Annotated in this window: 24 protein-coding genes and 1 tRNA gene; 18 read left to right on the top strand and 7 right to left on the bottom strand. The window is 69.8% G+C overall.

The annotated features are described in order from the left end of the window. Window positions 1–11 precede the first annotated feature (11 nt). On the bottom strand, window positions 12–359 hold the full coding sequence (locus FHW73_RS15850) for a hypothetical protein (RefSeq protein WP_183427727.1): 348 nt from the start codon (window positions 357–359) through the stop codon (window positions 12–14). A gap of 232 nt (window positions 360–591) precedes the next feature. Between FHW73_RS15850 and dusA the strand changes: the two genes are divergently transcribed. The 4 genes from dusA (at window position 592) to FHW73_RS15830 (ending at window position 4392) form a co-directional block, all read left to right on the top strand. Beyond that, entirely contained in the window at window positions 592–1572 is a 981-nt protein-coding gene (dusA, locus tag FHW73_RS15845; protein WP_183427726.1) for a tRNA dihydrouridine(20/20a) synthase DusA, read from the top strand. A gap of 360 nt (window positions 1573–1932) precedes the next feature. After that, window positions 1933–2124: a hypothetical protein gene (locus tag FHW73_RS15840; protein ID WP_183427725.1), complete on the top strand. Its 192-nt coding sequence runs from the start codon at window positions 1933–1935 to the stop codon at window positions 2122–2124. A gap of 58 nt (window positions 2125–2182) precedes the next feature. Further along, window positions 2183–2869: a response regulator transcription factor gene (locus FHW73_RS15835; protein WP_101925263.1), complete on the top strand. Its 687-nt coding sequence runs from the start codon at window positions 2183–2185 to the stop codon at window positions 2867–2869. Window positions 2870–2946: 77 nt separating this feature from the next. Further along, complete coding sequence (locus FHW73_RS15830; protein ID WP_183427724.1) at window positions 2947–4392, top strand: sensor histidine kinase; 1446 nt, start codon at window positions 2947–2949, stop codon at window positions 4390–4392. A gap of 41 nt (window positions 4393–4433) precedes the next feature. Here the strand turns inward: FHW73_RS15830 and FHW73_RS15825 are convergent, their stop codons facing one another. Further along, window positions 4434–5186, bottom strand: a complete 753-nt coding sequence (locus FHW73_RS15825; protein ID WP_345776200.1) for a M90 family metallopeptidase — start codon at window positions 5184–5186, stop codon at window positions 4434–4436. A 16-nt stretch (window positions 5187–5202) separates the two neighbouring features. After that, window positions 5203–5472, bottom strand: a complete 270-nt coding sequence (locus FHW73_RS15820; RefSeq protein WP_183427774.1) for a hypothetical protein — start codon at window positions 5470–5472, stop codon at window positions 5203–5205. Window positions 5473–5632: 160 nt separating this feature from the next. Between FHW73_RS15820 and birA the strand changes: the two genes are divergently transcribed. The 5 genes from birA (at window position 5633) to FHW73_RS15795 (ending at window position 8673) form a co-directional block, all read left to right on the top strand. After that, entirely contained in the window at window positions 5633–6631 is a 999-nt protein-coding gene (birA, locus tag FHW73_RS15815) for a bifunctional biotin--[acetyl-CoA-carboxylase] ligase/biotin operon repressor BirA (RefSeq protein WP_183427723.1), read from the top strand. Beyond that, window positions 6628–7374: a type III pantothenate kinase gene (locus tag FHW73_RS15810; RefSeq protein WP_183427722.1), complete on the top strand. Its 747-nt coding sequence runs from the start codon at window positions 6628–6630 to the stop codon at window positions 7372–7374. The genes birA and FHW73_RS15810 overlap by 4 nt, the downstream gene beginning before the upstream one ends. A gap of 9 nt (window positions 7375–7383) precedes the next feature. After that, complete coding sequence (locus FHW73_RS15805; RefSeq protein WP_183427721.1) at window positions 7384–8082, top strand: SPOR domain-containing protein; 699 nt, start codon at window positions 7384–7386, stop codon at window positions 8080–8082. A gap of 27 nt (window positions 8083–8109) precedes the next feature. Continuing rightward, window positions 8110–8185, top strand: a tRNA-Thr gene (locus tag FHW73_RS15800). An 89-nt stretch (window positions 8186–8274) separates the two neighbouring features. Beyond that, a complete protein-coding gene (locus tag FHW73_RS15795) occupies window positions 8275–8673 on the top strand; it encodes a Rap1a/Tai family immunity protein (protein WP_183427720.1) in 399 nt (132 codons plus the stop codon). A gap of 296 nt (window positions 8674–8969) precedes the next feature. Here the strand turns inward: FHW73_RS15795 and FHW73_RS15790 are convergent, their stop codons facing one another. Beyond that, window positions 8970–9395: a hypothetical protein gene (locus tag FHW73_RS15790; RefSeq protein ID WP_183427719.1), complete on the bottom strand. Its 426-nt coding sequence runs from the start codon at window positions 9393–9395 to the stop codon at window positions 8970–8972. A gap of 682 nt (window positions 9396–10077) precedes the next feature. Here FHW73_RS15790 and rocF point away from each other — a divergent pair. From rocF to FHW73_RS15750, 7 genes are all read left to right on the top strand, one after another. After that, the gene (gene rocF, locus FHW73_RS15780; protein WP_183427717.1) at window positions 10078–11001 is read left to right on the top strand and encodes an arginase; all 924 of its coding nucleotides are present in this window, start codon (window positions 10078–10080) and stop codon (window positions 10999–11001) included. Window positions 11002–11135: 134 nt separating this feature from the next. Then, a complete protein-coding gene (locus FHW73_RS15775; protein ID WP_183427716.1) occupies window positions 11136–11294 on the top strand; it encodes an entericidin A/B family lipoprotein in 159 nt (52 codons plus the stop codon). Between the two features lie 246 nt (window positions 11295–11540). Then, complete coding sequence (locus FHW73_RS15770; protein WP_183427715.1) at window positions 11541–11741, top strand: CsbD family protein; 201 nt, start codon at window positions 11541–11543, stop codon at window positions 11739–11741. A gap of 177 nt (window positions 11742–11918) precedes the next feature. Then, window positions 11919–13238 carry a tryptophan--tRNA ligase gene (locus FHW73_RS15765; RefSeq protein ID WP_183427714.1) on the top strand — a complete coding sequence of 440 codons (1320 nt, stop codon included), beginning with the start codon at window positions 11919–11921 and terminating at the stop codon, window positions 13236–13238. Then, window positions 13235–13546 (top strand): hypothetical protein, encoded by a 312-nt coding sequence (locus FHW73_RS15760; RefSeq protein WP_183427713.1) that lies wholly within the window; start codon window positions 13235–13237, stop codon window positions 13544–13546. The genes FHW73_RS15765 and FHW73_RS15760 overlap by 4 nt, the downstream gene beginning before the upstream one ends. A 91-nt stretch (window positions 13547–13637) precedes the next feature. After that, window positions 13638–14585 carry an MBL fold metallo-hydrolase gene (locus tag FHW73_RS15755; protein WP_183427712.1) on the top strand — a complete coding sequence of 316 codons (948 nt, stop codon included), beginning with the start codon at window positions 13638–13640 and terminating at the stop codon, window positions 14583–14585. A 110-nt stretch (window positions 14586–14695) separates the two neighbouring features. Beyond that, a complete protein-coding gene (locus FHW73_RS15750) occupies window positions 14696–15847 on the top strand; it encodes a membrane dipeptidase (protein WP_183427711.1) in 1152 nt (383 codons plus the stop codon). A 159-nt stretch (window positions 15848–16006) separates the two neighbouring features. Here the strand turns inward: FHW73_RS15750 and FHW73_RS15745 are convergent, their stop codons facing one another. From FHW73_RS15745 to FHW73_RS15735, 3 genes are all read right to left on the bottom strand, one after another. Next, a complete protein-coding gene (locus tag FHW73_RS15745; protein WP_183427710.1) occupies window positions 16007–16429 on the bottom strand; it encodes a hypothetical protein in 423 nt (140 codons plus the stop codon). Window positions 16430–16642: 213 nt separating this feature from the next. Then, a complete protein-coding gene (locus FHW73_RS15740) occupies window positions 16643–17299 on the bottom strand; it encodes an energy-coupling factor ABC transporter permease (RefSeq protein WP_183427709.1) in 657 nt (218 codons plus the stop codon). Window positions 17300–17321: 22 nt separating this feature from the next. Next, window positions 17322–18197 (bottom strand): tryptophan 2,3-dioxygenase family protein, encoded by an 876-nt coding sequence (locus FHW73_RS15735; RefSeq protein ID WP_183427708.1) that lies wholly within the window; start codon window positions 18195–18197, stop codon window positions 17322–17324. Between the two features lie 132 nt (window positions 18198–18329). Between FHW73_RS15735 and FHW73_RS15730 the strand changes: the two genes are divergently transcribed. Together FHW73_RS15730 and FHW73_RS15725 are read left to right on the top strand one after the other, a co-directional pair. After that, the gene (locus tag FHW73_RS15730) at window positions 18330–21884 is read left to right on the top strand and encodes a pre-peptidase C-terminal domain-containing protein (RefSeq protein ID WP_183427707.1); all 3555 of its coding nucleotides are present in this window, start codon (window positions 18330–18332) and stop codon (window positions 21882–21884) included. A gap of 146 nt (window positions 21885–22030) precedes the next feature. Continuing rightward, entirely contained in the window at window positions 22031–23611 is a 1581-nt protein-coding gene (locus FHW73_RS15725; RefSeq protein ID WP_183427706.1) for an AbgT family transporter, read from the top strand. The last annotated feature ends 93 nt before the right edge of the window (window positions 23612–23704 follow it).

Below are 23704 nucleotides of genomic sequence, written 5' to 3'. Positions count from 1 at the left end.
ATTGACGCGAACTACGCTGCGCACAGCATCAGCAGCGTCCAGCCCAGATCGAGCCCGAGGTAGACGCCCGACAGCCGGTTGAGCCAACCCCATTCCGACCGCCGCAGCGCCAGGTTGCCTTCGCCCAGCACCGCGTGCAGCGCCTGCGCGGTCGTCAGCGCCTCCCAGTCGCCGTGGCGCACGAGCCCGACCAGCCCGGCCCCGAACGCCGCCGCAGTCGCCAGCGCCAGCAGCCCGGTGACCCAGGCCAGCGCGTCGCTGGTGCGCCGCGTATCGCGCCACAGCAATACCGCACCCAGGCTCCAGACGACCAGCAGCGCGGCGAACAGCAACACGAACACCATCGAACGGACCCTCAAGCGCGCCTGCGGCGCGATCGCCGCGCAGCATCGCAACGCGCCTGCATCCGCAGCGTCGCGGCGCCCGCGCGTAGAGACACCGCCCCGGTCGTTCAGAGGGCGGCGTTTGAGGCGTCAGGCGTGGGGGCGCACAATGGCCGGCCCTGCACGGCCCGCGCGACACGACGGGCCTCGCGCGACGCCCGCGCCGGTGGCATAGCCGGCCCGTCGCAGCCCCCCACGGAAAATCCGTATGCACGCTTTCGAATCCGACGCCCTGCGGCTCTCGGTTGCCCCGATGATGGACTGGACCGACGTTCATTGCCGGCAGTTCCACCGTATTCTCGCGCCCGGCGCACGCCTGTACACCGAGATGGTGCATGCCAACGCAGTGATCCACGGCGACCGCGCGCGATTGCTGGCGGCCACGCCCGAGCAGGCGCCGCTGGCGCTGCAACTGGGCGGCAGCGACCCCGCCTTGCTGGCGCAGGCGTCGGCGATTGCTGCCGAGCATGGGTTCGACGAGATCAACCTCAACTGCGGTTGCCCCTCGGACCGCGTGCAGGCCGGGCGTTTCGGCGCCTGCCTGATGCGCGAGCCGACGCTGGTCGCCGACTGTGTTGCGGCGATGGTGGCCGCCAGCCCGGTGCCGGTCACGGTGAAGTGCCGGCTGGGGGTCGACGACGACGACGACTACGGTGCGTTTGCCGCGTTCGTCGATGGTGTGGTCGCCGCCGGTGCGTCGATGGTGGTGGTGCACGCGCGCAATGCCTGGCTGCAGGGGCTGTCGCCGAAGGAGAACCGGGACATCCCGCCGCTGCGCTACGACTGGGCGTGGCGGCTCAAGCGCGAGCGCCCGGCGCTGCCGGTCGTGGTCAACGGCGGCATTGCGACGCTGGAGGCGGCGCATGAGCAGTTGGGGCAGGTCGACGGCGTGATGCTGGGCCGCGCCGCCTACCACGATCCCTATCTGCTGCACCGGCTCGATGCCGCGCTGTGGGGGCGGGTGGAACAGCCGCGTGAGGCGTTGCTGCGGGCGTTGCGTCCCTGGATCGAGGCGCGCCTGGCCGAGGGCGTGGCGCTCAAACATGTCGTGCGGCATGTGCTGGGGCTGTTCCACGGGCAGCCAGGCGGTCGGCGCTTCCGGCAGATCCTCAGCGAGGGTGCGCACCGGCCGGGCGCCGACTGGGCGGTGGTCGAGCAGGCGCTGGAGGCGACTGCGGTGCCGGCCTGATTCCTCGGCAACGGATCGAGAGGTCGGCGTTGCACCCTCGGGCGAATCCGGACATGATCGGACCCCCTTCGAAGCTGAACACAGACAGCCTTGTCAACGAAAAGTTAAGGACGGATTCACCGCCTTCGCCCGACCATGCCATGCATTAGTCCGCCGACCCACGCTCAAGGAGCGGCCGTGCCTGCCCCGTCGTCCAGACCCACTTCCCTGATCCTGCTCGCTGTGGCGTTCTGCGCCTCGGGCGCGGCCGTGACGGTGCGGGCGCAAGAGGGCCCGCCACTGGGAGACGCCCGCAGCGGGCCCGACATGCGGGCATCGTGGGGGCGGCAGAACGTGGGCCCGCGGGGCGCCCAGGATTCCATGTCCGCTTCGGTCCGCCGGATCGAACGCACGACGCGGGGCCGGGTGCTCAGCGTGGAGCGGATGCATGCCGATGGCCGCGACGTCAATCGCATCAAGGTGATGGACGATAGCGGCCGGGTCCGGGTGTACGTCGACGATCCGCAGCAGCAGCGTGGGCGTGACGCCCGTGCACGCGGCGACGACGATTGATCCAGCATTCTCGCCCCCAATTCACGGCCGGTCCGGCCGTTCGACCGGAGTTGACCCCATGCGAATCCTGCTCGTCGAAGACGAAGCTCCCCTGCGTGAGACCCTTGCCGCCCGGCTGAAGCGCGAAGGCTTTGCCGTCGACGCCGCCCAGGACGGCGAAGAGGGCCTGTACATGGGCCGCGAAGTGCCGTTCGACGTGGGCATCATCGACCTGGGGCTGCCGAAGATGTCGGGCATGGAGCTGATCAAGGCGCTGCGCGAGGAGGGCAAGCAGTTTCCGGTGCTGATCCTGACCGCGCGCTCGAGCTGGCAGGACAAGGTCGATGGTCTCAAGCAGGGCGCGGACGACTACCTGGTCAAGCCCTTCCACGTCGAGGAACTGCTCGCACGCATCAATGCGCTGGTCCGCCGCGCGGCGGGCTGGAGCAAGCCGACGCTCGAATGCGGCACGGTGATGCTGGATCTTGCCGCGCAGACGGTCAGTGTGGACGGCAAGAACGTCGACCTGACGAGCTACGAGTACAAGGTGCTGGAGTATCTGATGATGCATGCCGGCGAACTGGTCTCGAAGGCCGATCTGACCGAGCACATCTACCAGCAGGACTTCGATCGCGATTCCAACGTGCTCGAGGTGTTCATCGGCCGCCTGCGCAAGAAGCTCGATCCCGACGGCGCGCTCAAGCCGATCGAGACCGTGCGCGGCCGTGGCTACCGGTTCGCGATTCCGCGCAACGGCGAGGGGTGAGCGGCGCGATCGGCAGTCGCGCCTTCCGGCCCGTTGCCGTCACGCATCCGGGCCGCAGTCCACGCCCGTGAGCCGTCATGCCTGCTGAGTCCCGACGTCCCAAGACCAAGGTGCGGCGCCCCTCGCGGTGGCGCCCCCGCTCGTTGCAGGCGCGCCAGTTGCTGGCGGCCAGTATTGGCCTGCTTGCGTTCCTGGCGCTGGCCGGCTATGCGCTCGACCGGGCGTTCATCGACGTTGCCAGCGAAGGCCAGCGTGAGCGTCTGCGCAACTATGTCTATGCCTACGCCGGCGATATCGAGTTCCTGCGCGGCGGTGAGATCTACCTGCCGTCCGAGTCGCCGCCCGACGACCGCTTCCTGCGCCCAGGCAGCGGCCTGTACGCCGAGGTGGTGCTGCCCAGCGGCACCTGGGCCTCGCGTTCGGCGTCGGGCCCGCAGTTGCCCGAGGCGACCATGCTCGGCGCGCGCGAGGAGAAGTTCGAAGGCCCGCTGCCGATCGTGCGCAGCGACGGCTCGCCGGGCGAGGTCTATCGCTACGGGCTGGGCCTGCTGTGGTCGCCGGAGGAGACGCGCACCGACGACGAGTTCGCCTACACCATCTATGTGATGGAGGACGCCGGCATCGTGCCGCGCCAGGTGCGGGTCTTCCGCGCCGCGCTGTGGGTCAACCTCGGCATCGCCGGCATGATCCTGCTGCTGCTGCAGGCGCTGATCGTGCGCTGGAGCCTGTGGCCGTTGCGGCGGGTCGAACACGAACTGGTGCGCGTGCAGCGCGGCCAGGCCGACCGCATGGGCATGCAGCATCCGCGCGAGCTGCTGCCGCTGACCGAAAGCATCAATGCGCTGATCGAAAGCGAGCGCGAACACCTCGCGCGTCAGCGCAACACGATGTCCGACCTGGCGCACAGCCTCAAGACGCCGCTGGCGGTGTTGCGCTCGCGGCTCGACGCCGGTACCGGCGAGGCCGAACTGCGCGAGGAGGTCGAGACCCAGTTGCAGCGCATGACCGACCTGGTGACCTACCAGCTCGCGCGCGCGGCCTCCAGCGGCCACCAACTGTTCTCGGCCGCGATCGAGATCGAGCCGCATGCCGAGCAGATCGTGCGCGGGCTGGAGAAGATCTACGCCGCCAAGGGCGCAGTCTGCGAGTTCGAGATTGACGCGGCGGCGCGCTTCCACGGCGAACCCGGCGACCTGCAGGAACTGCTCGGCAATCTGCTCGAGAACGCCTTCAAGTGGGCACGTTCACGCGTGCTGCTGACGGTGCGTTCGGGCGACACCGCGCCCAACCGGCGGCCGGGCCTGGTACTGGTGGTCGAGGACGACGGTCCCGGCATTCCGCCCGATCGCGTCGCGACGGTACTCCAACGGGGCGTACGCGGCGACGAGCGCGTCCAGGGCCACGGCATCGGCCTGTCGATCGTGCAGGACATCGTGCACAGCTACCGCGGCGAACTGCACGTCGGGCGCTCGGAGGAACTGGGCGGGGCCTGCTTCTCGGTGCGGTTGCCGCCGGGTTTCTGAGTGGTATCGGCGGCGACGTTTGGCCGCGGCGCCGACGTCGGCTACGCCAGCGGCGACGGACCGTAGAAGCGTTCGAGGTGTGCGGCGACCTCGGGCAGCGTGTCGCGCAGCAACGCCGGCGCGCTGAAGTGGTACTCGCTGCAGACGGCGAAGAATTCCTCGGGCGCCTCGGCGGCGTAGGGGTCGAGCGCGGTGTCGTGCCCGGCGTCGACGCGCGCGACGAAGCCATCGAACGCGCGCTGGAAATCCTGCGCCCAGGCGCGTTGCCACGGGCGCGGCAGCGGCGGGGTGCCGTCGAGCACGCCATCGAGTGCATCGAGCTTGTGCGCCATCTCATGCACGGCCACGCAGAAGCCGCCGTCCGGCTCGGCGATGTCGCTCTGGATGTCGGCCCACGACAACACCAGCGGCCCGCTTTCCCAGGCTTCGCCGATCAATTCGTCGTCCCACTCGTGCATCACGCCGGCGGCGTCGACGTGGCTGCGGTTCACCCGGAACGCATCGGGGTAGACGATCAGCTGCGACCAGCCGTGCAGGCCCTCGTCGCCGAACTCGAGCAGCGGCAGGCAGCACAGCGTCGCGAGCAGCAACCGCTCGCGCGCGTCCAGCGCCAGGCCGGCGACCGGGGTGATGGTCTTGCGGTGCAGGAAGTGCGCTGCGAGCGTGCGCAGCCGCGCCGCGCGTGCGTCGTCGAGCGCGTGGACCCAGGGCAATTGATTGCGGATGGCCGCCCAGTCCGCATCGGGGACGGGGGGCGGGGCGCCCTTGAACAGGCGCCGGATCAGCGAACGCACGATCGGCGCCGTCGCCTCAGCGGAACATGCCGGGCAGGAAGCTGTGCCAGCGCGGGCCACGCAGCGGGCCGTCGCTCTCGATGCCGCCGGAGGTCGCCGGCCGAGCCTTCGACGCGCTGGCAGGGGGGCGCCGGACGGCATCGCTGCCAGCCGTCTCGGGGGCCGAAGCAGGCGCTGCGGCGGCGCAGGGCGGGGTGTCGGAGGGACCGGGGACGCGCGCTTCGCGGGCCGCTGCCGGCAGGCAGGCAGCGAACAGCAGCGCGCAGAACATCGCTCGTATCGACATCGAAGACCCCGGGCAGTCAGGCGGACGCGAAGATCCGCCGACTATAGCGCAGGTCGCGCGCCCGCGACGTTGCGTCGCAGCAGCGCACGACAGCGGCGGCGCCCTCGCCGATAATCGACCGCATGTCCGCCTTCGCCCACCATCCGCCCGCGACCGCCGCATGACCACGCCCAACGCCGAGCGCGCCTTGCTGGCGCGGTTGATTGCAGGCCCGGTGTCGGGCGATGCGCTGGCGCGCGAGTCGGGACAGACGCGCGCGGCGGTCTGGAAGCGGATCGGCCTGCTGCGCGAAGCCGGCGTGCCGATCGAGGCCCGGCGCGGGCAGGGCTATGCGCTGTCGCACCCGGTCTCGCTGCTCGACCGGGACGCCATCCTCGCGGCATTGCCGGCGAACGCGCGCGCGGGCCTGGATCGGCTCGACGTGGCCTGGACCCTGGATTCGACCAATGCCGAACTGCTGCGCCGGCCCATGCCGGGCGCGGCCGCCGAGGCGCTGCTGGCCGAACGCCAGACCGGCGGGCGCGGGCGCCGGGGCCGGACCTGGTGCTCACCACTGGCCGCGCACATCTACCTGTCGCTGCAGCGTGGCTTCGAAGGCGGGCTTGCGCGGTTGGGCGGGCTGAGTCTGGTGGCCGGCATCGCCGCGGTGGAGGCCCTGCACGGGCTCGGCGTCGGCGATGTGCGGCTCAAGTGGCCCAATGACCTGGTGGTGTCGGACAGCCGCGGACTGCGCAAGCTTGGCGGCGTGCTGGTCGAAGGCGGCGGCGAGCATGCCGGGCCGGTGCGCGCGGTGCTGGGCATCGGCATCAACGTGCGGATGCCCGCCGCCGACGCTGCCCGCATCGACCAGCCCTGGATCGACCTGGCGACGCTGGCGCCCGCGCTGCCGTCGCGCAATGCGGTCGCCGCTGCCGTGATCGGTGCCTGGATCCCGGCGCTGGCGCGCTTCGATCGCGACGGCCTGGCGCCGTTCCTGCCCGCATTTGCGGCAGTCGACGCACTGGCCGGGCGCGCGGTCCGGGTGCAGACCGGCACCGGCGTGCTCGAAGGCATGGCCGACGGCATTGCCGATGACGGCGCGCTGCGGGTCCGGTTCGACGACGGCGTCCGGACCTTCCACGCAGGCGAAGTCAGCGTGCGCAACGGGGACGCGACATGACGGTCTGGTTGTTCGACCTGGGCAATACCCGGCTCAAGTACGCGCCGCTCGACAGCGCGAACATCGGGCCGGTGGCAGGGACCGCGCATGCGGCTGGTGGACTGGATCCGACATGGATCGAGCGCCTGCCGCCGCGCATCGAGACTGCGGTGGTGGCCAGTGTCGCGTCGCCGGCCCTGCGGACGGTGCTGCTCGATGCGCTGGCCGCGCGTGGTGCACGGGTCGAACTGGCACGCACACTGCCGGCGCTCGATGGCCTGAGCATCGCCTATGCCGATCCCATGAGACTGGGCGTGGACCGGTTTCTGGCATTGCTGGCGGCGCGCGCGCAGGCCGCAGCGCCCGTGGTGGTGGTCGGCGTGGGCACGGCGCTGACGATCGACCTGCTCGACGCCGACGGTCGGCATCTGGGGGGGCGCATCGCGCCGTCGCCGACGCTGATGCGCGAGGCCCTGCAGCGCCGGGTCGCGCAATTGCCGGCAACAGGCGGGCGATACGTCGAATTCGCGAGCGATACCGACGATGCCTTGGCCTCGGGCTGCGAAGGCGCCGCCGTGGCGTTGGTCGAACGCAGCCTCGCCCAGGCCGCGGCGCGGATCGGCGGCACGCCCGACCTGTTGTTGCATGGCGGCGGCGCGGCGGACCTGCAGCCGCATCTGCCCCAGGCGCAGGTCCGGCCCGATCTGGTGCTGGCCGGCCTGGCGCGCTGGTACCGTGCGAGGCCGACCACGGCCGGTGCCTAGGAGGGCCCCATGCTGCTGCGCGCGCTCGTTCTGTTGCTGGTGATCCTCAATCTCGGTGTCGCCGCGTGGTGGGCACTGCGCGATACCCCGGTCGAATCGGCGCCTCTCCCCGCGGAGACCGCGCCCACGCTGACCTTGCTCCCGCCGCAGGCCGCACCGCAGGCACCGATGCCGCTGGCCGAGGCCTTCGAGAGCGAGGAGGCCGCGGCGCTCGACGGCGACAGCGATGGCGACGCGGTGGCAGCGCCGCGCTGCGTCGCACTCGGCCCATTCGCCGACGTTGCCGCACGCGATGCCGCGCGCCGGCGTCTGGCCAGCGACGGTGCCCGCGTGTTCGCGCGCGAAGTCGCTGTCGCGCCGCGCGGTTGGCGGGTCTGGCTGCCGCCGCAGCGCGACCGCGCCGCAGCTGATGCGATGGCCGCACGGCTGCGCGCGGCCGGAATCGAGGACCAGTACGTGATCGCCGATGGCGACGACGCGCATGGCATCGCGCTGGGCCGCTTCGACAGCGAAGCGCCCGCGCAGGCGCGCGTCGAGGCGCTGCGCACTGCCGGCTTCGCCGCACAGGCCGAGCCGATCGGCGGCCAGGTGCAGCCCTGGCTCGACGCGCTGGTCGACGCGGCAACGGCCGATGCCGCGCTGCGCACGCGCACCGGGGCGGCCCGGGTCGAACCCGGCCACTGCGCCACCGCCCAGGATGCAGGTTAGAATCCCCGCGCGGCCTCGCCGCCCCATGCCGGCATAGCTCAGTTGGTAGAGCAACCGCCTTGTAAGCGGTAGGTCCCCAGTTCGAACCCGGGTGCCGGCACCATCTTCCGATTCCAGGTCATCCCAAAGGGCGGGGGACCACGAACGTCCGGGTCTGGATAGAATCGGACCGACTCCGTCCATGGGATGACGATGAAGCAGGGAGGCATCGCGGCCGGCGTGGCCGCGGTTGTGATCATCCTACTGGCGCCTGCGGTGTCGGCCTCCGGCGTCGATCAGCCGCCGCGCACCGTCGGCGAACTCGCGACCTGGTGCCGGGATGCACTGCAGCCGTGGATACCAGGCGACGAGCCGCCCGCCGCCGAGGCAGCGCGCGGCGCCTACTGCTTCGCCTACGTGCAGGCGGTGATCGACAACAAGTCCGTCGCGCCAGGCAACCCGTACTGCTTCCCCGTTGGTGCATCGCACCGCGAGGTGGTCGAGGGCTTCGTTAAGTACGCAGCGCGCGCGCCGCGCGAGATGCAGGAGGCCGAAGTCGGTACCGGTGTCGACGTGGCGCTTCGGGCGGCGTATCGCTGCGCCGCGCGCTGATTGGGAAAAGTCACACCGAACGCGCAAAGTCCAGGAAAGACCGAATGCGGAGGGAAGCGCAATGGCTAGACGGAAGAAAAGCATCGTCTCGTGGAACAAGGTCTTGGGTGTGACGAAGGCCAAGCGCGACTTCGCGCGAATGACCGGGATCCCCACCACCAGGTCAGGCCGGCAAGCGAAGCTCGGTCGTGCCATGGGCTGCAGCGTGGTTCTGGCAGCTGGCGCGGGCGTCGTGTTGGCGCTGGTCGCGGGCGCTTGGATGGTATTGCCGACCGCGCTTGCCTAGCGCCTCCGCGTCAATCCGGCAGCTTTGCGATCGCCCAGCCGGCGGCCAACTCGAACGCGGCTTGCGGGTCCGAGACGCGGGCGAATCCCTCGCCGCTGGTGACTTCAAACATGCCGTCTTCCACCAGTCGCACGCTCGATAGCACGCGCGACGACTCCGGCCCGATCCTGTACGCCTCCCACCGAGACCGATCGACATGCTCGCCGCGCAGCGGATTCCGCCAGCCGCGGTCGTCCAGGGTCGAATCGCCGAGCGACGGCATGTCGGCCAGGCCGGCAGGCGGGACCACATGCGGCTCGCGAGAGCGTAGGAGGGCGGCTTTGGCTGTTGATCTGGAAGGCATGCCGGGCATCATCCCGGCCGTGGTCGCATGGGCTGCGACCCGCGCGACGCTGGCGCGGCGCTCCCCGTCAGTTCTCAACTGCTCTTCGCGCACTCGGCGTGCTGAAAAAAGCGCACCCAGCGTAGATCGGTAGCCCGGCAGAACGGGCGTGTGGACGGCAATACTGGCTATTCGCAGCCAATCCCGTCCCCATCCCTGTCCAGGTGCGGCCCGTAGCCTGGCTCTCCGCGCCGGACGGGTGCTGCGCCTGCCTCCCGGGCCTGGGTGCAGTTGCGATATGACCACCCCGCGGCTGGCAGGACGCTGGATGGAGCAAGTCGCTGCCGTGGCGGCGCCGGTGCCGACGGCGCCCTGTGGCAGTGATAATCGCCGGTCTTCCGGTTGTTGTGGCAGCCCTCTGCGTTGAGGCCACCCGGATGCGCTTGCGTTGCTGCTGCGGCGGCAAAGAGGAGGGCCAGTCCCGCGCTTGCGTACATGATCCTTCCTTGGCGATCGAGTGGGCCAGGTTCGGAGCATGGCGCCCCGGCTGATAGACTGCGCCTCTTACCAGTGGCGCGCCCACGGAAGTGTCGTAGCACGCCTGACGGTTTTGCTAGAAGCTCCAAACCAGTTCAGTCGGTTGCCCGGGTTTCGGGCCTGGCGACCGGCACCATCCAGACGCCGTTTCCGCGACCCGCGCCGCCCAGGCGCTTCCCCATGGCCGCACAGCGTCAGTCCGTCGTCCGCGTGTGGCCCCGCCCGCCCGCGGCCTGCGCCCCAGTTCCCAGGAGAAGCCATGCAGCACGCGTACTCGCCGGTCTCGATCTTCGGTGTGCCCACGGACGTGGGCGCTGGACGCCGCGGTGCCTCGATGGGCCCCGAAGGCTTGCGTGTGGCCGGTCTGGCCGAAGCCTTGCTGGCGCGGGGGATCGATGTGGTCGACCTGGGCGACCTCAAGGGCCCCCGGAATCCCTGGCAGGGCCCGCAGGGCGGCTACCGGCATCTCGATGAGGTCGTGGCCTGGAACCGGGCGGTGCTTGAGGCCTCGTCGGCGGAACTCGCGCGCGGGCGCATGCCGATCATGCTCGGCGGTGACCACTGCCTGGCGATCGGCTCGATCGCGGCGGTCGCGCGCCACTGCCGGGCGGTCGGCAAGACCTTGCGCGTGCTGTGGCTCGATGCGCATACCGATTTCAACACCTCGCAGATCACCCCGTCGGGCAACGTGCACGGGATGCCGGTTGCCTGCCTGTGCGGGATCGGGCCCGAGGTGTTGACCGGGCTCGGCGGCGAGGCGCCGGCCACGCGGGTCGACCAGTTCCGCCAGATCGGCATCCGCTCGGTCGATCCGGACGAGAAGCGCCTGGTCAAGGCGCACGGCCTGGATATCTACGACATGCGCTACATCGACGAGGTCGGCATGCGGCGCGTGGTCGAGCAGGCGCTCGAGGGCGTCGATGCCGACACCCATCTGCATGTGAGCTTCGACGTCGACGTGCTCGACCCGACGATCGCCCCGGGCACCGGCACCCCGGTCCCGGGCGGCATCAACTATCGCGAGGCGCAGTTGGTGATGGAGATGATCGCCGACACCGGTCGGCTGGGCTCGCTGGACGTGGTGGAGGTCAACACCGCGCTCGACCATGGCAACGCCACTGCGGAGCTGGCGGTGGACCTGGTCGAAAGCCTGTTCGGAAAATCGACGCTGATGCGCGACTGACGGCCCCGATGCAGGGCGCCGCAGCCGGGACGATGCCAGCGCGTTGCACGCGGCATTCACACTGCGGGCTCCTATAGTCCGCCCAACGGTTGCCTGCTTGCGCAATCGCCCGCGAAACCTCCCTGGAGAATCCCATGAAGCGTCTGACTGCACTTCTGCTGCTCGCCCTGTTCACCGCCGGCTCGCTGAGCGCCTGCAACACCGTCCGCGGCGCTGGCCAGGACGTCCAGAAGGTCGGTGAGAAGATGGAAGACAGTGCGAACGACACGGGCGCCACCACGCGTCGCCCCTGATCCAAGCTTCGCGCCATGCAATCCGAAAAAGCCGGCGAATGCCGGCTTTTTCGTGCGCGCGGGAGGGTACCGTCTGCGTATCGGTCTCATGAACGGTGAGGGCAACGCTCAGCGATGTGACGGCCGACATCATGTTCCCTTGACCGCCGCTTGATGCGCGCTGCGCGAGGATCTCCCTAAGCCCGCTGCGATCGAATCCGCATCGCGTTCGCGGGCCTTCCGATCTCACGACAGGACGAAACGACGATGAACAAAGACATCATTTCCGGCAAGTGGACCCAGCTCAAGGGCAAGGCGCAGGCCAAGTGGGGCGACCTGACGGACGACGTGTTCGACGTCGCGGCCGGCGACAGCAAGTATCTGGCCGGCAAGCTGCAGGAGAAGTACGGCTGGGAGCGCGACCGCGCCGAGAAGGAAGTGCGCGAGTTCGAGAAGACCCTCGACTGATCCGCTTCATCGAGATTCAATGTGCCACGACGGGCCGGTTCGCCGGCCCGTTCTCGTATCCGGCCGCAGGGGCCGGCGATCAGATCAGTGCGTCGACGTGCCGGTCTGGTGGCGCGAGCGGGGATCGGCTGCAGTCGAACAGGTAGACTGGGACATCCCTGGTCTGTCGCTGCTGCCATGTCACAACGTCCCCTGCGCGTCCTCACTGGCATCAAGCCCTCCGGCACGCCGCATGTCGGTAACTACGTCGGCGCCGTGCGCCCGGCGGTCGCCGCCAGCAAGGCGCCGGACACCGAGAGTTTCTACTTCCTTGCCGACCTCCACAGCCTGGTCAATACGCAGGACCCGGCCCGGGTGCAGCGCTCGACCCTGGAAGTCTCGGCCACGTGGCTGGCCGCGGGCCTGGACCCGGCGAAGGTCTGGTTCTACCGCCAGAGCGATGTCCCCGAGACCACCGAGCTGATGTGGCTGCTGACCTGCGTGGCCGGCAAGGGGTTGCTCAACCGGGCGCATGCCTACAAGGCCGCCGTGGACAGGAATCGGGCCCAGGGGCTGGACGAAGACGCGTCGGTGACCGCCGGGCTCTATCTCTATCCGGTGCTGATGGCGGCCGACATCCTGATCTTCAACGCCGACCGCGTGCCGGTGGGGCGCGACCAGATCCAGCACATCGAGATGGCGCGCGACTTCGCGCAGCGCTTCAACCATCTGTACGGGCGCGAGTGGTTCACGCTGCCCGAGGCGGTGATCGACGACGACGTCGCCACGTTGCCCGGCCTGGACGGGCGCAAGATGAGCAAGAGCTACGACAACACGATTCCGCTGTTCGCACCACCTGCGCAGCTCAAGAAGCTGGTGTTCTCGATCCTGACCGACTCGCGTGCGCCTGGCGAGCCGAAGGACACCGAGGGCTCGGCACTGTTCCAGCTCTACCAGGCGTTCGCCACGCCCGAGCAGACGGCCGCCTTCGCGCAGGCCTTCGCCGACGGCATCGGTTGGGGCGAGGCCAAGCAACAGGCGCTCGATGTGATGGAGCGCGAGATCGCGCCGATGCGCGAGCGCTACGAAGCGCTGATCGCGCGGCCATCGGACATCGAGGACATCCTGCGCGATGGCGGGCGCCGGTTGCGCGAGCGCTACGCGACCCCGTTGCTGGCGCAGCTGCGCGACGCGGTCGGCCTGCGCGATCTGGGCCGCGTGGCGGTGCCGGCCGCCGCCGGTGCGGCCGCGATCCGCAGCGAGCCGCCGCAGTTCAAGCAGTACCGCGAGGCCGACGGCCGGTTCTATTTCAAGCTGGTGGACGGCGACCGGGTGTTGCTGCAGAGCCACGGCTTCGACGCGCCGCGCGAGGCGGGGCAGAGCATTGCGCGCCTGCGTCGCGGCGAGCTGGCTCCGGCCCAGGCGCCGGCCGAACTTGGCGAGGGCGTCACGCTGGCCGACGTGCAGGCCGCGCTGGATGCGATCGCCGCGGTGGAGGCGGAGAAGGCGGCATCATGAACCCGCTCGTCGAGTTCAATCTGACGTTGCTGCTGTTCCTGCCGTGGTTCGCGATCCTCGGCGTGCTGTTCTGGGTCTATCCGCGGCGTCCGCGTGGCATGCGGCGCGTGCTCTACGATCTGGTCAGCCTGGCGGTGTCGGTCGCCGCCTTCATGGTCTCGATCTATTGGGCGCAGACGAGTGCCGATCCGGTGCATGGCCACATGTGGCAGCAGATCCTGGCGACCGCGGTCGGCTACGGGGTGTTCCTGGCGGTGCTCGGTGCCGCGTTCGTGCTGCGCCTGTTGATTCTGCGTCCGCGCGACTGAGGTCAGGCTGCGCCGCGCCTACGACCAAAGGCCCATGCGCGTCTTCCGGCGCACGACCTAGACTGCCGGTAGTGGACCTGGGAACGACGCGATGCGCGAAGACAGCGGCGGAATCACCATCATCGATACGGGCTATGTGCGGCCCGCGTTGTGCGCGGCCTATCTGGTGCACAACAAGGGGCGCGCCGCGCTGATCGACTGCGGGACCGCGACCTGCGCTCCGCGCGTGCTTGCCGCGATCGAGGCGGCGGGTGTGGACCGCGCATCGGTCGACTGGGTCATGGTCACCCATGTACATCTCGACCACGCCGGCGGCGCCGGGCCGTTGATGCGCGCGCTGCCCAATGCGCGACTCGTGGTACATCCGCGCGGCGCGCCGCACATGATCGATCCGGCGCGGCTGATCGCCGGCGCGAAGGCGGTGTACGGCGAAGCGGACTTCGCGCGCGACCATGCCGGCATGTTGCCGGTGCCTGAGGCGCGCGTGGTGATCGCCGACGACGGCCATGTCGTCGATCTGGCGGGTCGGCCGCTGCTATGCATCGACACGCCCGGCCACGCGCGCCACCACTACAGCGTCTGGGACGCAGCCACCCGCAGTTGGTTCGCGGGCGACACCTTCGGTATTTCCTATCGCGAACTCGATACCGACGCGGGCGCTTTCATCGTCCCGACGACCTCGCCGGTGCAGTTCGATCCGCAGCAGATGCACGCCTCCGTCGATCGGCTGCTGGCGCGTGCGCCGGCCTCGATCCGGATCGCCCACTACGGTGAGGTGACCGAGTGCACGCGACTGGGCAGCGACCTGCATACCTTGATCGATACGATGGTCGCGATCGCGCAGGCGGCCAACGGGCGCGACGATCGGCAGGCAGCGATCGTCGATGGCCTGGTCGGGCTCTACACCGAACGGGCCGTGGCCCACGGCATCGTCAACGCGCCTGCACGCGTGCACGAGGTGCTCGGCGGCGACATCGCGCTCAACGCGCAGGGTTTGTGCGCTTGGCTGGATCGCGTCGCGCGGTCGCCTTCGGTGTGAGATGCTCGCCCAAGCGCGGAAGCAGCGAGGGACGCTGCCCAAACGGCGGCGGTTAGCCGGGCGCCAGTGGCCCGGGGCTTCAACGCATCCATTGCACGCAGGGAGGCGTCATGAATCGAAGGGAATGGCTCATTGCCACGGGTGCGACGGTGCTGGCGGCGCATCCGGCACTGCAGGCGCTGGCGGCAGCAGCGCCTGAGCGAGACAACACACCGCTGTCCTGGCCGCCTTACGACAAGATGCTGGTGATCGACGGATGCGGGGGGCTCGGGCGCTGGGGTGGGCCCGCGGATCGCAGTCTCGATGCGCAGACGCTTGAAGACGCCAGGGCATCGGGCGTCGATGCGGTGGTGCTCACGCTCGCGCCTTCTGGACGGTTCTGGTTCGGCGACGAGGGGTACCAGACGACCCTGCGCGAATTGGCGCATTGGGATCGGCAGTTGGCATTGCATCCTGATCATCTGATGCAGGTCCTGACCGCCGACGACCTGACGCGTAGCGCCGAGACCGGCAAGTTTGGGCTGATCTACGGCTTCCAGGACACCTCACCGCTGGGCGAGGATCTCGACCGGATCGCCATGTACCGCGAGCGCGGCGTCCGTGTGATCCAGCTGACGCACAACCGCCGCAATCTGGTGGGCGATGGATGTATGGAGCCAGGCAATGCAGGGCTCAGTAACTTCGGAAAGCTGGTGATCGAGGGGCTGGAGTCGCAGCGCATCCTGGTCGATCTTTCGCATGCTGGAAGGCGAACCGCGATGGAGAGCGTCCAGGCATCGAAGCGGCCCCTGGTGTTCAGCCACACCGGATGCGCCGCGCTCTCGGATGTCCCGCGTTGCATGCCCGACGACATCCTGCGGGCGATGGCCGATCGCGGCGGCGTGGCCGGCATGATCTTCTGGCCCTATCTCCGCAAGCAGGGCCAGCCGACCTCCGACGATCTGATCCGGCACATCGAACACGCGATCAATGTCTGCGGCGAGGATCACGTCGGGTTGGGCACCGATGCCTCGGTGTCGCCCGTCGAACGGACCCCCGAGTTCGAAGCGCAGAATCGGGAATGGGTGACGTACATGCTCGAGATAGGCTTCTTCGAGGCGGGCAATACGCCGGAGCTGTACACCTTCATTCCGGATCTCAACCACGCGCGACGACTGGAAACGCTGGGCGCGCTGCTGTCGCGTCGCGGTCACTCGCAAACGCGCATCGCCAAGCTGATGGGCGGCAACTTTGCACGCGTCATGCGCGAGGTCTGGGGATAGCCAGTGCGTCGAGCAGGCCATCGGCTCTGACGCCCTGGAGACACGGCACAGTCACGACGCAGGCTGCGAGCGTCGGGCCAAGCCGTGATGCCTGGCGTGTCGTCGATTCCAGGGCCGCCTCCGCCGGCGTCGCCGACGGGGCGGGCCGGCCAGATCGGGTCAGGCCAGCGGCGGCTGGCCCAGCTCGGCCAACAGCTGGTTCTGCGCCTTGAGGGCGTTGGCGCGCGGCAGCTTGGCCATCACGCCGGGATAGGACAGGGCGAGGTCGCCCTTGAGCAGCAGGCCGTCGACGTGGACGTAGCTGCGGGTGGTGTAGCGGTTGCCGTCGCGCTCGACGTCCAGGCGCACCGGTGCGGTCAGGATGTTGATGCCCTTCTGGTAGACGCGGCGGCGGCCGTCGTCGCTGCGGAGCTTGTAGCCGTTGGCTGCAGCCCAGGCGTCCACCCGGCCCAGCACGTCGCCGTCGGCGGTGAACTCGCGCACGTCCCACGGGTGGTTCGCGCTCTTGGCCTTGTGCGCCATGAAGTTGATCAGGCCGAAGCCCATGAGCCCGCCTGCGATCGTCGCGGTCAACATCGCCATTGTTGCGATTCCTGTTCATGATGAATGGGGAGCGCACTTTAGTGTGCGCCATGTGAAGGCGGTGCTGGGGTGCCCCCCAGGTGGCAGGGCCGGGCTCGGTATGCCACGCCGCACGCGGCGACCGCGTCGGTGCGGAAGGCCGCTACGGTGCGCGGGCGTGTGCCGGGCGGGGGCTTTGCCGTGTCGTGCACAGGCGCGCGCCGGGCGGCCCTTCTACATCGGCGCCTGCGGCCAGAGGTAGGCGCGGTCGTCGAAGCTCGTGCACCAATGCGGCCGGTAGACCACGATCAGGGCCATGGCCGTGCCGGAGAAGAACGCCTCGGCGAACATCAACAGCGGCGTCGCAGTCAGATAGGCATCGACCGTCCGGCCGCCGAGCCAGGCGGTCACGGTGGCCTTGGCGAGCATCGAGGCCGCCATCGCCAGTGCGGCGGCCGCGAAGGCGTTGAGCATCACGTAGACGACGATGTTGCGCGGCGCCCAGCGCAGCGCCGCGCGCGAGGCCACCGCTGTGACCGCGACCGGCAATGCGCCGGTGACCAGAAAGTCGGCGGCCCAGCCCTGCCACGCCGCGCCCAGCAGCACGCCGCTCAGGCTGACGGCGGCCATTACCCAGCAGGCGACGCCGGCGCCGAACAGCAAGGTCGCGATGGTTGCGCCCAGGAAATGCAGCATCACGCCCTGCAGCGCCGCGGTGTTGAACCAGCGCATCGCCGCCAGCGCGAGGGCCGCGACCAGCAGCACGCGCAATGTGTCGGGCGTGGCCGCGCGGATATGTGTGCGCAGCGCGCCGGTCTGGCGCAGCAGCACTGCGATCGCGGCGGTCCAGGCCACGGCCTGGAGCCAGAGCGGCAGCGCGTTCCCGGACATGGGCATCGGACCGGCCGGCGCCTCAGTCGGGCAGGGTCGGGGTCGGCTGGCCGAGGTGGGTGCGGACCTCGAACAGTTCCGGGAAAAAGCTCAGTTCCAGCGCCTGGCGCAGAAAGCCCACACCGCTCGAGCCGCCGGTGCCGCGCTTGAAGCCGATGATCCGCATCACCGTGCGCATGTGGCGGAAACGCCACGACTGGAACTGGCTCTCCAGGTCGACCAGGTCCTCGCACAGCGCGTACTCGCGCCACCAGCGGTCGGTGTCCTCGTAGATCGTGCGCAGCACCGGCACCAGGTCCGCATCGAAGACGTGCGGCTGCGCCCAGTCGCGCGCCACGTGGGCCGGCGCGACCGGGTGCCCCCAGCGCGCGAGATAGCGCAGGAATTCGTCATACAGGCCGGGCTGCTCCAGCACTGCGCGCAATCCGGCCTGGCCGTCGGGAACGTGCGCGAACACCTCGAGCATCGCGGCGTTCTTGTTCCCCAGCAGGAACTCGACCGTGCGGTACTGCAGCGACTGAAACCCGGACGAGGGGCCCAGCACATCGCGGAACTCCATGTACTCGGCCGGCGTCATCGTCTCGAGCACCGACCACTGCTCGGTCAGCTGGCGCAGCACCTGTTTGCAGCGTGCCAGCACCTTGCGGCAGCGCCAGACCTCGTCGCGGCGCAGGTGCGCGATGGCCGCCGACAGTTCGTGGATCATCAGTTTCAGCCACAGCTCCGAGACCTGGTGCTGCACCACGAACAGCATCTCGTCATGGTGCGGCGGCTCGGACAGCGGCTGCTGGGCGGCGAGCAGCAGGTCCAGGCGCAGGTAGCCGCCATAGGTCAGGCGCCCGGACAGGTCGCGGTGGATGCCGTCCTCGAGCGGACGCTGGTTGCGGTCGATGGTCATCGGCACAGCGTAGCGCAGGACGTGCCGTGGGCCCCGAGGGTGGCCATGCCGCACAGCGTCATGCAACCGACACCCGGGCGGTTCACCATCGGGGTGGGGCGCCTTCGCCCGGGGATGTCAGGGAACCGACGCATGAACGAGACCGTCCGCCGGCTGTTGCCGGCGCTGTTGCTGGCCTTCGCCGCCACCGGCGCGCAGGCCCAGGTCGTGGTCAGTCAGGTCTATGGCGGAGGCGGCAACGCCGGCGCCCCCTACCAGGCCGACTACGTCGAGCTGTTCAACGCCGGCGCCCAGCCCGCCTCGCTCGCCGGCAAGTCGTTGCAGTACGCGAGTGCGACCGGCAACGGCCACTTCGGCGCCGGTGCCAACCAGATCGTGGTGCTGCCAAGCGTCGACATTCCTGCCGGCGGCTACTTCCTGGTCGCACTGGCCGGCGGCGCGAACGGCGACCCGCTGCCGGCGCCCGATGCGAGCGGCACGATCAACATGTCAGGCAGCGCGGGCAAGGTGGTGCTGGCCGACACCGCGACCGGGCTGGGCTGCAACGGCGGCAGCACGCCCTGCACCCCGGCACAGCAGGCGCTGATCCTCGACCTCGTGGGTTTTGGCGGCGCGAACTTCTTCGAAGGCTCGGGGCCCGCCCCGGCGCTGGGCAATGCGCTGGCCGCCGTGCGTGCCGGCGGTGGCTGCACCGACAGCGACGACAACGCCGCCGACTTCTCGGCCGCCGCGCCGGCGCCGCGCAACACGGCCTCGGTGCCCAACGTCTGCGGCGGGGGCGGTGCGCTGTACATGAGCATCGGCGATACCCGCGGCGCCGAGGGCGACAGCGGCACGACGCCGTTCTTCTTCACCGTCAGCCTCAACCAGCCGGCGGGACCGGACGGGGTGGACTTCGCGTACGCGACCGCCGATGGCAGTGCGACGGTGGCCGACCAGGATTACATCGCCAAGTCCGGGACCGGCCGTTTCGCGCCGGGCCAGCGCGAGCTGACGATCCACGTCGACGTGGTCGGCGATCAGGCCGTCGAGCCCGATGAGGATTTCCACGTGGACCTGGCCGACGTCGAGGGTGCGCTCGTCGCCAAGGCGCGCGGCACCGGGCTGATCGTCAACGACGACGTGCTGACGCTGCCGATCCACCAGATCCAAGGGCCGGGCGCCCGCTCGCCGGTCGAGAACCAGCCCGTCGCCACGACCGGCATCGTGACCGGCCGCAAGAGCAACGGCTTCTTCATCCAGACGCCCGATGGCGAGGACGACGGCGATCCGATGACCTCCGAAGGCGTGTTCGTGTTCACCGGCAGCGTGCCGCCCGCCGATGCCGCCGTCGGCAACAAAGTGCTGGTGCAGGGCACGGTCATCGAGTACGTGCCGGCCGCCGACCCGCACCAGCTGCCGTTGACCGAGATCACCGACGCCTCGGTCGTCGCGTTGTCCAGCGGCCACGCGCTGCCGGCGCCGGTCGTGCTGACCGTCGACCTGCCGCGCGCCGACGGCGGTCTCGACCAGCTCGAGCCGCTGGAGGGGATGCGCGTGACCGCGCCGAGCTTCACCGTCGTGGCGCCGACCGGCGGCAACGTCGACGAGCGCGCCGCGACTGCGACCGGCAACGGCCGGTTCGCGGTCGTGGTGACCGGCACCCCGCGCCCGTTCCGCGAGCCGGGCATCCAGGTACCTGATCCCGATCCCTTGGGCAGCAGTGCGCCGGCGATCCCGCGCTGGGATTTCAATCCCGAGACGATCGTGGTCAACAGCACCACGATCGGTGCGCCGACAGCCGATCTCGCAGCGGGCTGCCGCATCGTCGGCGGCTCGCTGACCGGGCCGCTCGACTACACCTTCCGCCGCTACACGATCTACCCAGAGAGTGCGCTCGACACCGACTGCAGCGGTGCCGGCGAGGTGCGTCCGGCGGCGCCGCCGGGTCCCGACCACGTGAGTCTGGCGACCTACAACCTGCAGCGCTTCTTCGACACCGTCAACGACGGCAACAGCGGCCCGACGCTGACCGCCGCGGCGCTGGAGCGACGGCTGGTCAAGGCGTCGATCGGCATCCGCGCCTTCCTGCACATGCCCGATGTCGTCGGCGTGACCGAGGTCGAGAATCTCGGCGTGCTGCAGCAGCTGGCCGCGCGGATCAATGCCGATGCGGTGGCCGCGGGCCAGCCTGACCCAGGCTACGTCGCCTACCTGCAGGAGGGCTTCGACGTCGGCGGTATCGATGTCGGCTTCCTGGTGCGGACCGGCGCGGTCGCGCCGGGCATCGCAAGGATCGAGGTGCGTTCGGTCGTGCAGCAAGGCGCGGACGCGGTGCTGGTCAACCCGAACGGCTCGACCAGCGTGCTCAACGACCGGCCGCCGCTGGTGCTCGATGCGGTCGCGCATTTCGCCGACGGCCGCCGGTTCCCGTTCACCGCGATCGTCGTCCACCAGCGCTCGCTCAGCGGCATCGAGGCCGACGACGGCGGCAGCAACGGCTGGATCAGCGGCGGTGCGCGCGTGCGCGCCAAGCGCCAGCGGCAGGCCGAGTTCCTGGCCTCGCTGATCGACGACATGCAGCGGGCCGATGCCAGCCGGCACATCGTCGTGCTCGGCGACTTCAACGCCTTCGAGTTCAACGACGGCTACGTCGACGCGATGGGCACGACGACCGGTCTGCCGTCGCCGGATGCGCAGACCGCGATCGACAGCGACGGCGCAGTGCTGGTGGCGCCGTCGCTGTTGAACATGACCCTGGAGGCGGCCGAGGACGAGCGTTATTCCTTCGTCTTCGACTACCAGGCGCAGTCGCTCGACCACGTGCTGCTGAATCAGGCGGTCATCGATTCGCCGATGGTCGTCGGGCTCGACGTCAGCCATGCGCGCATCAACGCCGACTTCCCCGAGACCGCGCGCAACGACGCGACCACGCCGACCCGGCTGTCCGATCACGATCCCACGGTGCTGCTGCTGCGGCTGCAGCCGGCGACGGTGGCCGACCTGGGCATCGAGGCCGAGGCGGCGAATGCCGAGGTTGTCGAGGGCGCGCCATTGGCGTTCTCGGCCGTGCTGCGCAACGCCGGGCCCGATGCCGCGCAGTTCCCCGGTGTCGGTGCGGTCTTCGACGGCGAACTCGCGGACCTTGCCGTGACGGCCCCGGCGGGCTGGGACTGCGAGGCGCCGGTCGTCGGCGACGGCACGACGACGTTGTCGTGCAACCACGAGGCGCTCGCGGCGGCTGGCGAGGCGGCGTTCGCGCTGTCGGCGACCGCGCCGGCCTCGGCGGTCGGCCGGACGCTGGTGCTGACGGTCGCTGCGACCGCGCAGACCCACGATCCGGACGAGGGCGACAACAGCGCCACGGCAGCGACCGCGGTGATCGCCGATCCGGCGCTGCCGTTGACTGATGGCGTGCCGGTCCAGGGCGTATCGGGCGCGGCGGGGACGTCGCAGCTCTTCCGCATCGATGTGCCTGAAGGCGCACGCACGCTGCGGGTGCTGACCTCGGGTGGCAGCGGCGACGTGTCGCTGTACGCGTCGCATGCCGCGATGCCGACGCCGGACGACTTCGACCTGCGCTCGCGCCGTCCAGGCAACAACGAACTGATCCAGGTGGCCGCGCCTGCCGCGGGGCGCTGGTACCTGCGCGTGGTCGGCGAACGCGCGTTCGAACGGGTCAGCGTGCGCGCCAGCATCGCGCGCTGACCCCGCCGCATCATGCGGGCGTCCGGCCGCTGCGACGGCCGGGCGCCGGGGAAATGGGCGCCTGCGGACGCAGGCCGCCTGCCGACGTGGGGCCGTGACGTGCTGCTAGGATGCGCGATCGCACGCTTTGCAGGGGACTCCATCGCATGAGCCAGCCTTCGTCCGACACCGTCGCACCGCGCGGCATCGTCGCCCGTCTTCTCGACACGATCGAACGCACCGGCAACCGGCTGCCGGATCCGGCGATGCTGTTCCTGCTGTTGATGCTCGCGGTGTGGGCGCTGTCGTGGGCACTGTCGGGGGTGGACTTCGCTGCGATCGATCCCCGCAGCGGCACGCCGATCCAGATCGTCAACCAGCTTTCGGGTGAGTCGCTGACCGCGTTCATGGCCAACATGGTGCGCGTATTCCTGGGCTTCGCGCCGCTGGGCGTGGTGCTGGTCGCGATGCTGGGGCTGGGCGTGGCCGAACATACCGGCTTCATCAACGCGGCTTTGCGCAGCGTGCTGTCGGTGACGCCGAAGATGCTGCTGACGCCGGCGCTGGTCGCGGTCGCGGTGCTCAGCCACGTCGCGGTCGATGCTGGCTACGTGCTGGTGATCCCGCTGGGCGGGGTGATCTTCTATGCCGCCGGGCGTCATCCGCTGGCCGGAATCGCCGCCGCCTTCTGCGGCGTGTCGGGCGGATTTTCGGCCACGCTGCTGGTGCCCTCGTCGCTGGATCCGCTGCTGGCCGGTTTCACCCAGGAAGCCGGACGCATCCTCGACCCGGCGCTGACGATCAACCCGCTCAACAATTGGATCTTCACCACCGCCTCGAGCCTGCTGATCATCGCGATCGGCTGGTTCGTCACCGACCGCATCGTCGAGCCGCGGCTGGCGCGCACGGTCGTCGACGGCGACCCGGCCAATCTGCCGAAGATGGACCCGCTGAGCGCGGCCGAGAAGCGTGGCCTGACCTGGGCCGTGGTCGCGATGCTCGTCGCGTCCCTGCTGTTCGCGCTGACGCTGATGCCCGAGACCTCGCCGTGGCGCGCGCCGGCAGATGCGGTGCCCGAGGGCAGCCATCCACTGCTGGTCGCGGCCGCGCCGGTGATGCAGTCGATCGTCGCGCTGATCTTCGTGCTGTTCCTGCTGCCAGGCGTGGTCTACGGCGCCGTCGCCGGCACGGTCCGCTCGCACCGCGATGTCATCGCGGCGATGACCAAGTCGATGAGCGGCATGGGTTACTACATCGTCATCGCGTTCTTCATCGCGCAGTTCCTGGCCGCGTTCAACGGCTCGGGCCTGGGCACGCTGATGGCGGTGGAGGGCGCGGACTTTCTCAAGGCGCTGGGGCTGCCGATGTGGCTGACGATCATCGGCCTGATCCTGATGACCGGCGTGGTCAACCTGTTCATCGGCTCGGCTTCGGCCAAGTGGGCGCTGCTGGCACCGATCATGGTGCCGTTGATGATGCAGCTGGGCGTGTCGCCGGACCTGACCCAGGCGGCGTACCGGGTCGGCGATTCGATGACGACGATCCTGACCCCGCTGATGCCGTACTTCCCGCTGATCGTGGTGTTCTGCCAGCGCTACGTGACCGCGGCCGGCATCGGCACGCTGGTGTCGATCATGATTCCGTACTCGATCGCCCTGTCGGTGCTGTGGACCGCGTTCCTGCTGGCGTTCTGGGCGCTGGGCATCCCGCTGGGGCTGGGCGCGAGCTACGAGTATCCCTCTGGCTGAACAGGGGCGAGGTGCAAAAGTCCTCCCGGTCGGGCGTTGACGCCACGTTGACGCCCGGGCTCCGGGCTGGGATTCTCGCCGCTCCCCGGCGGC

Source organism: Luteimonas sp. RC10 (genome assembly GCF_014192745.1).
Taxonomy (GTDB): Bacteria; Pseudomonadota; Gammaproteobacteria; order Xanthomonadales; family Xanthomonadaceae; genus Luteimonas.
The sequence above is the reverse complement of the archived record's forward strand: the minus strand, read 5'-3'. Positions and strand labels throughout refer to the sequence as shown.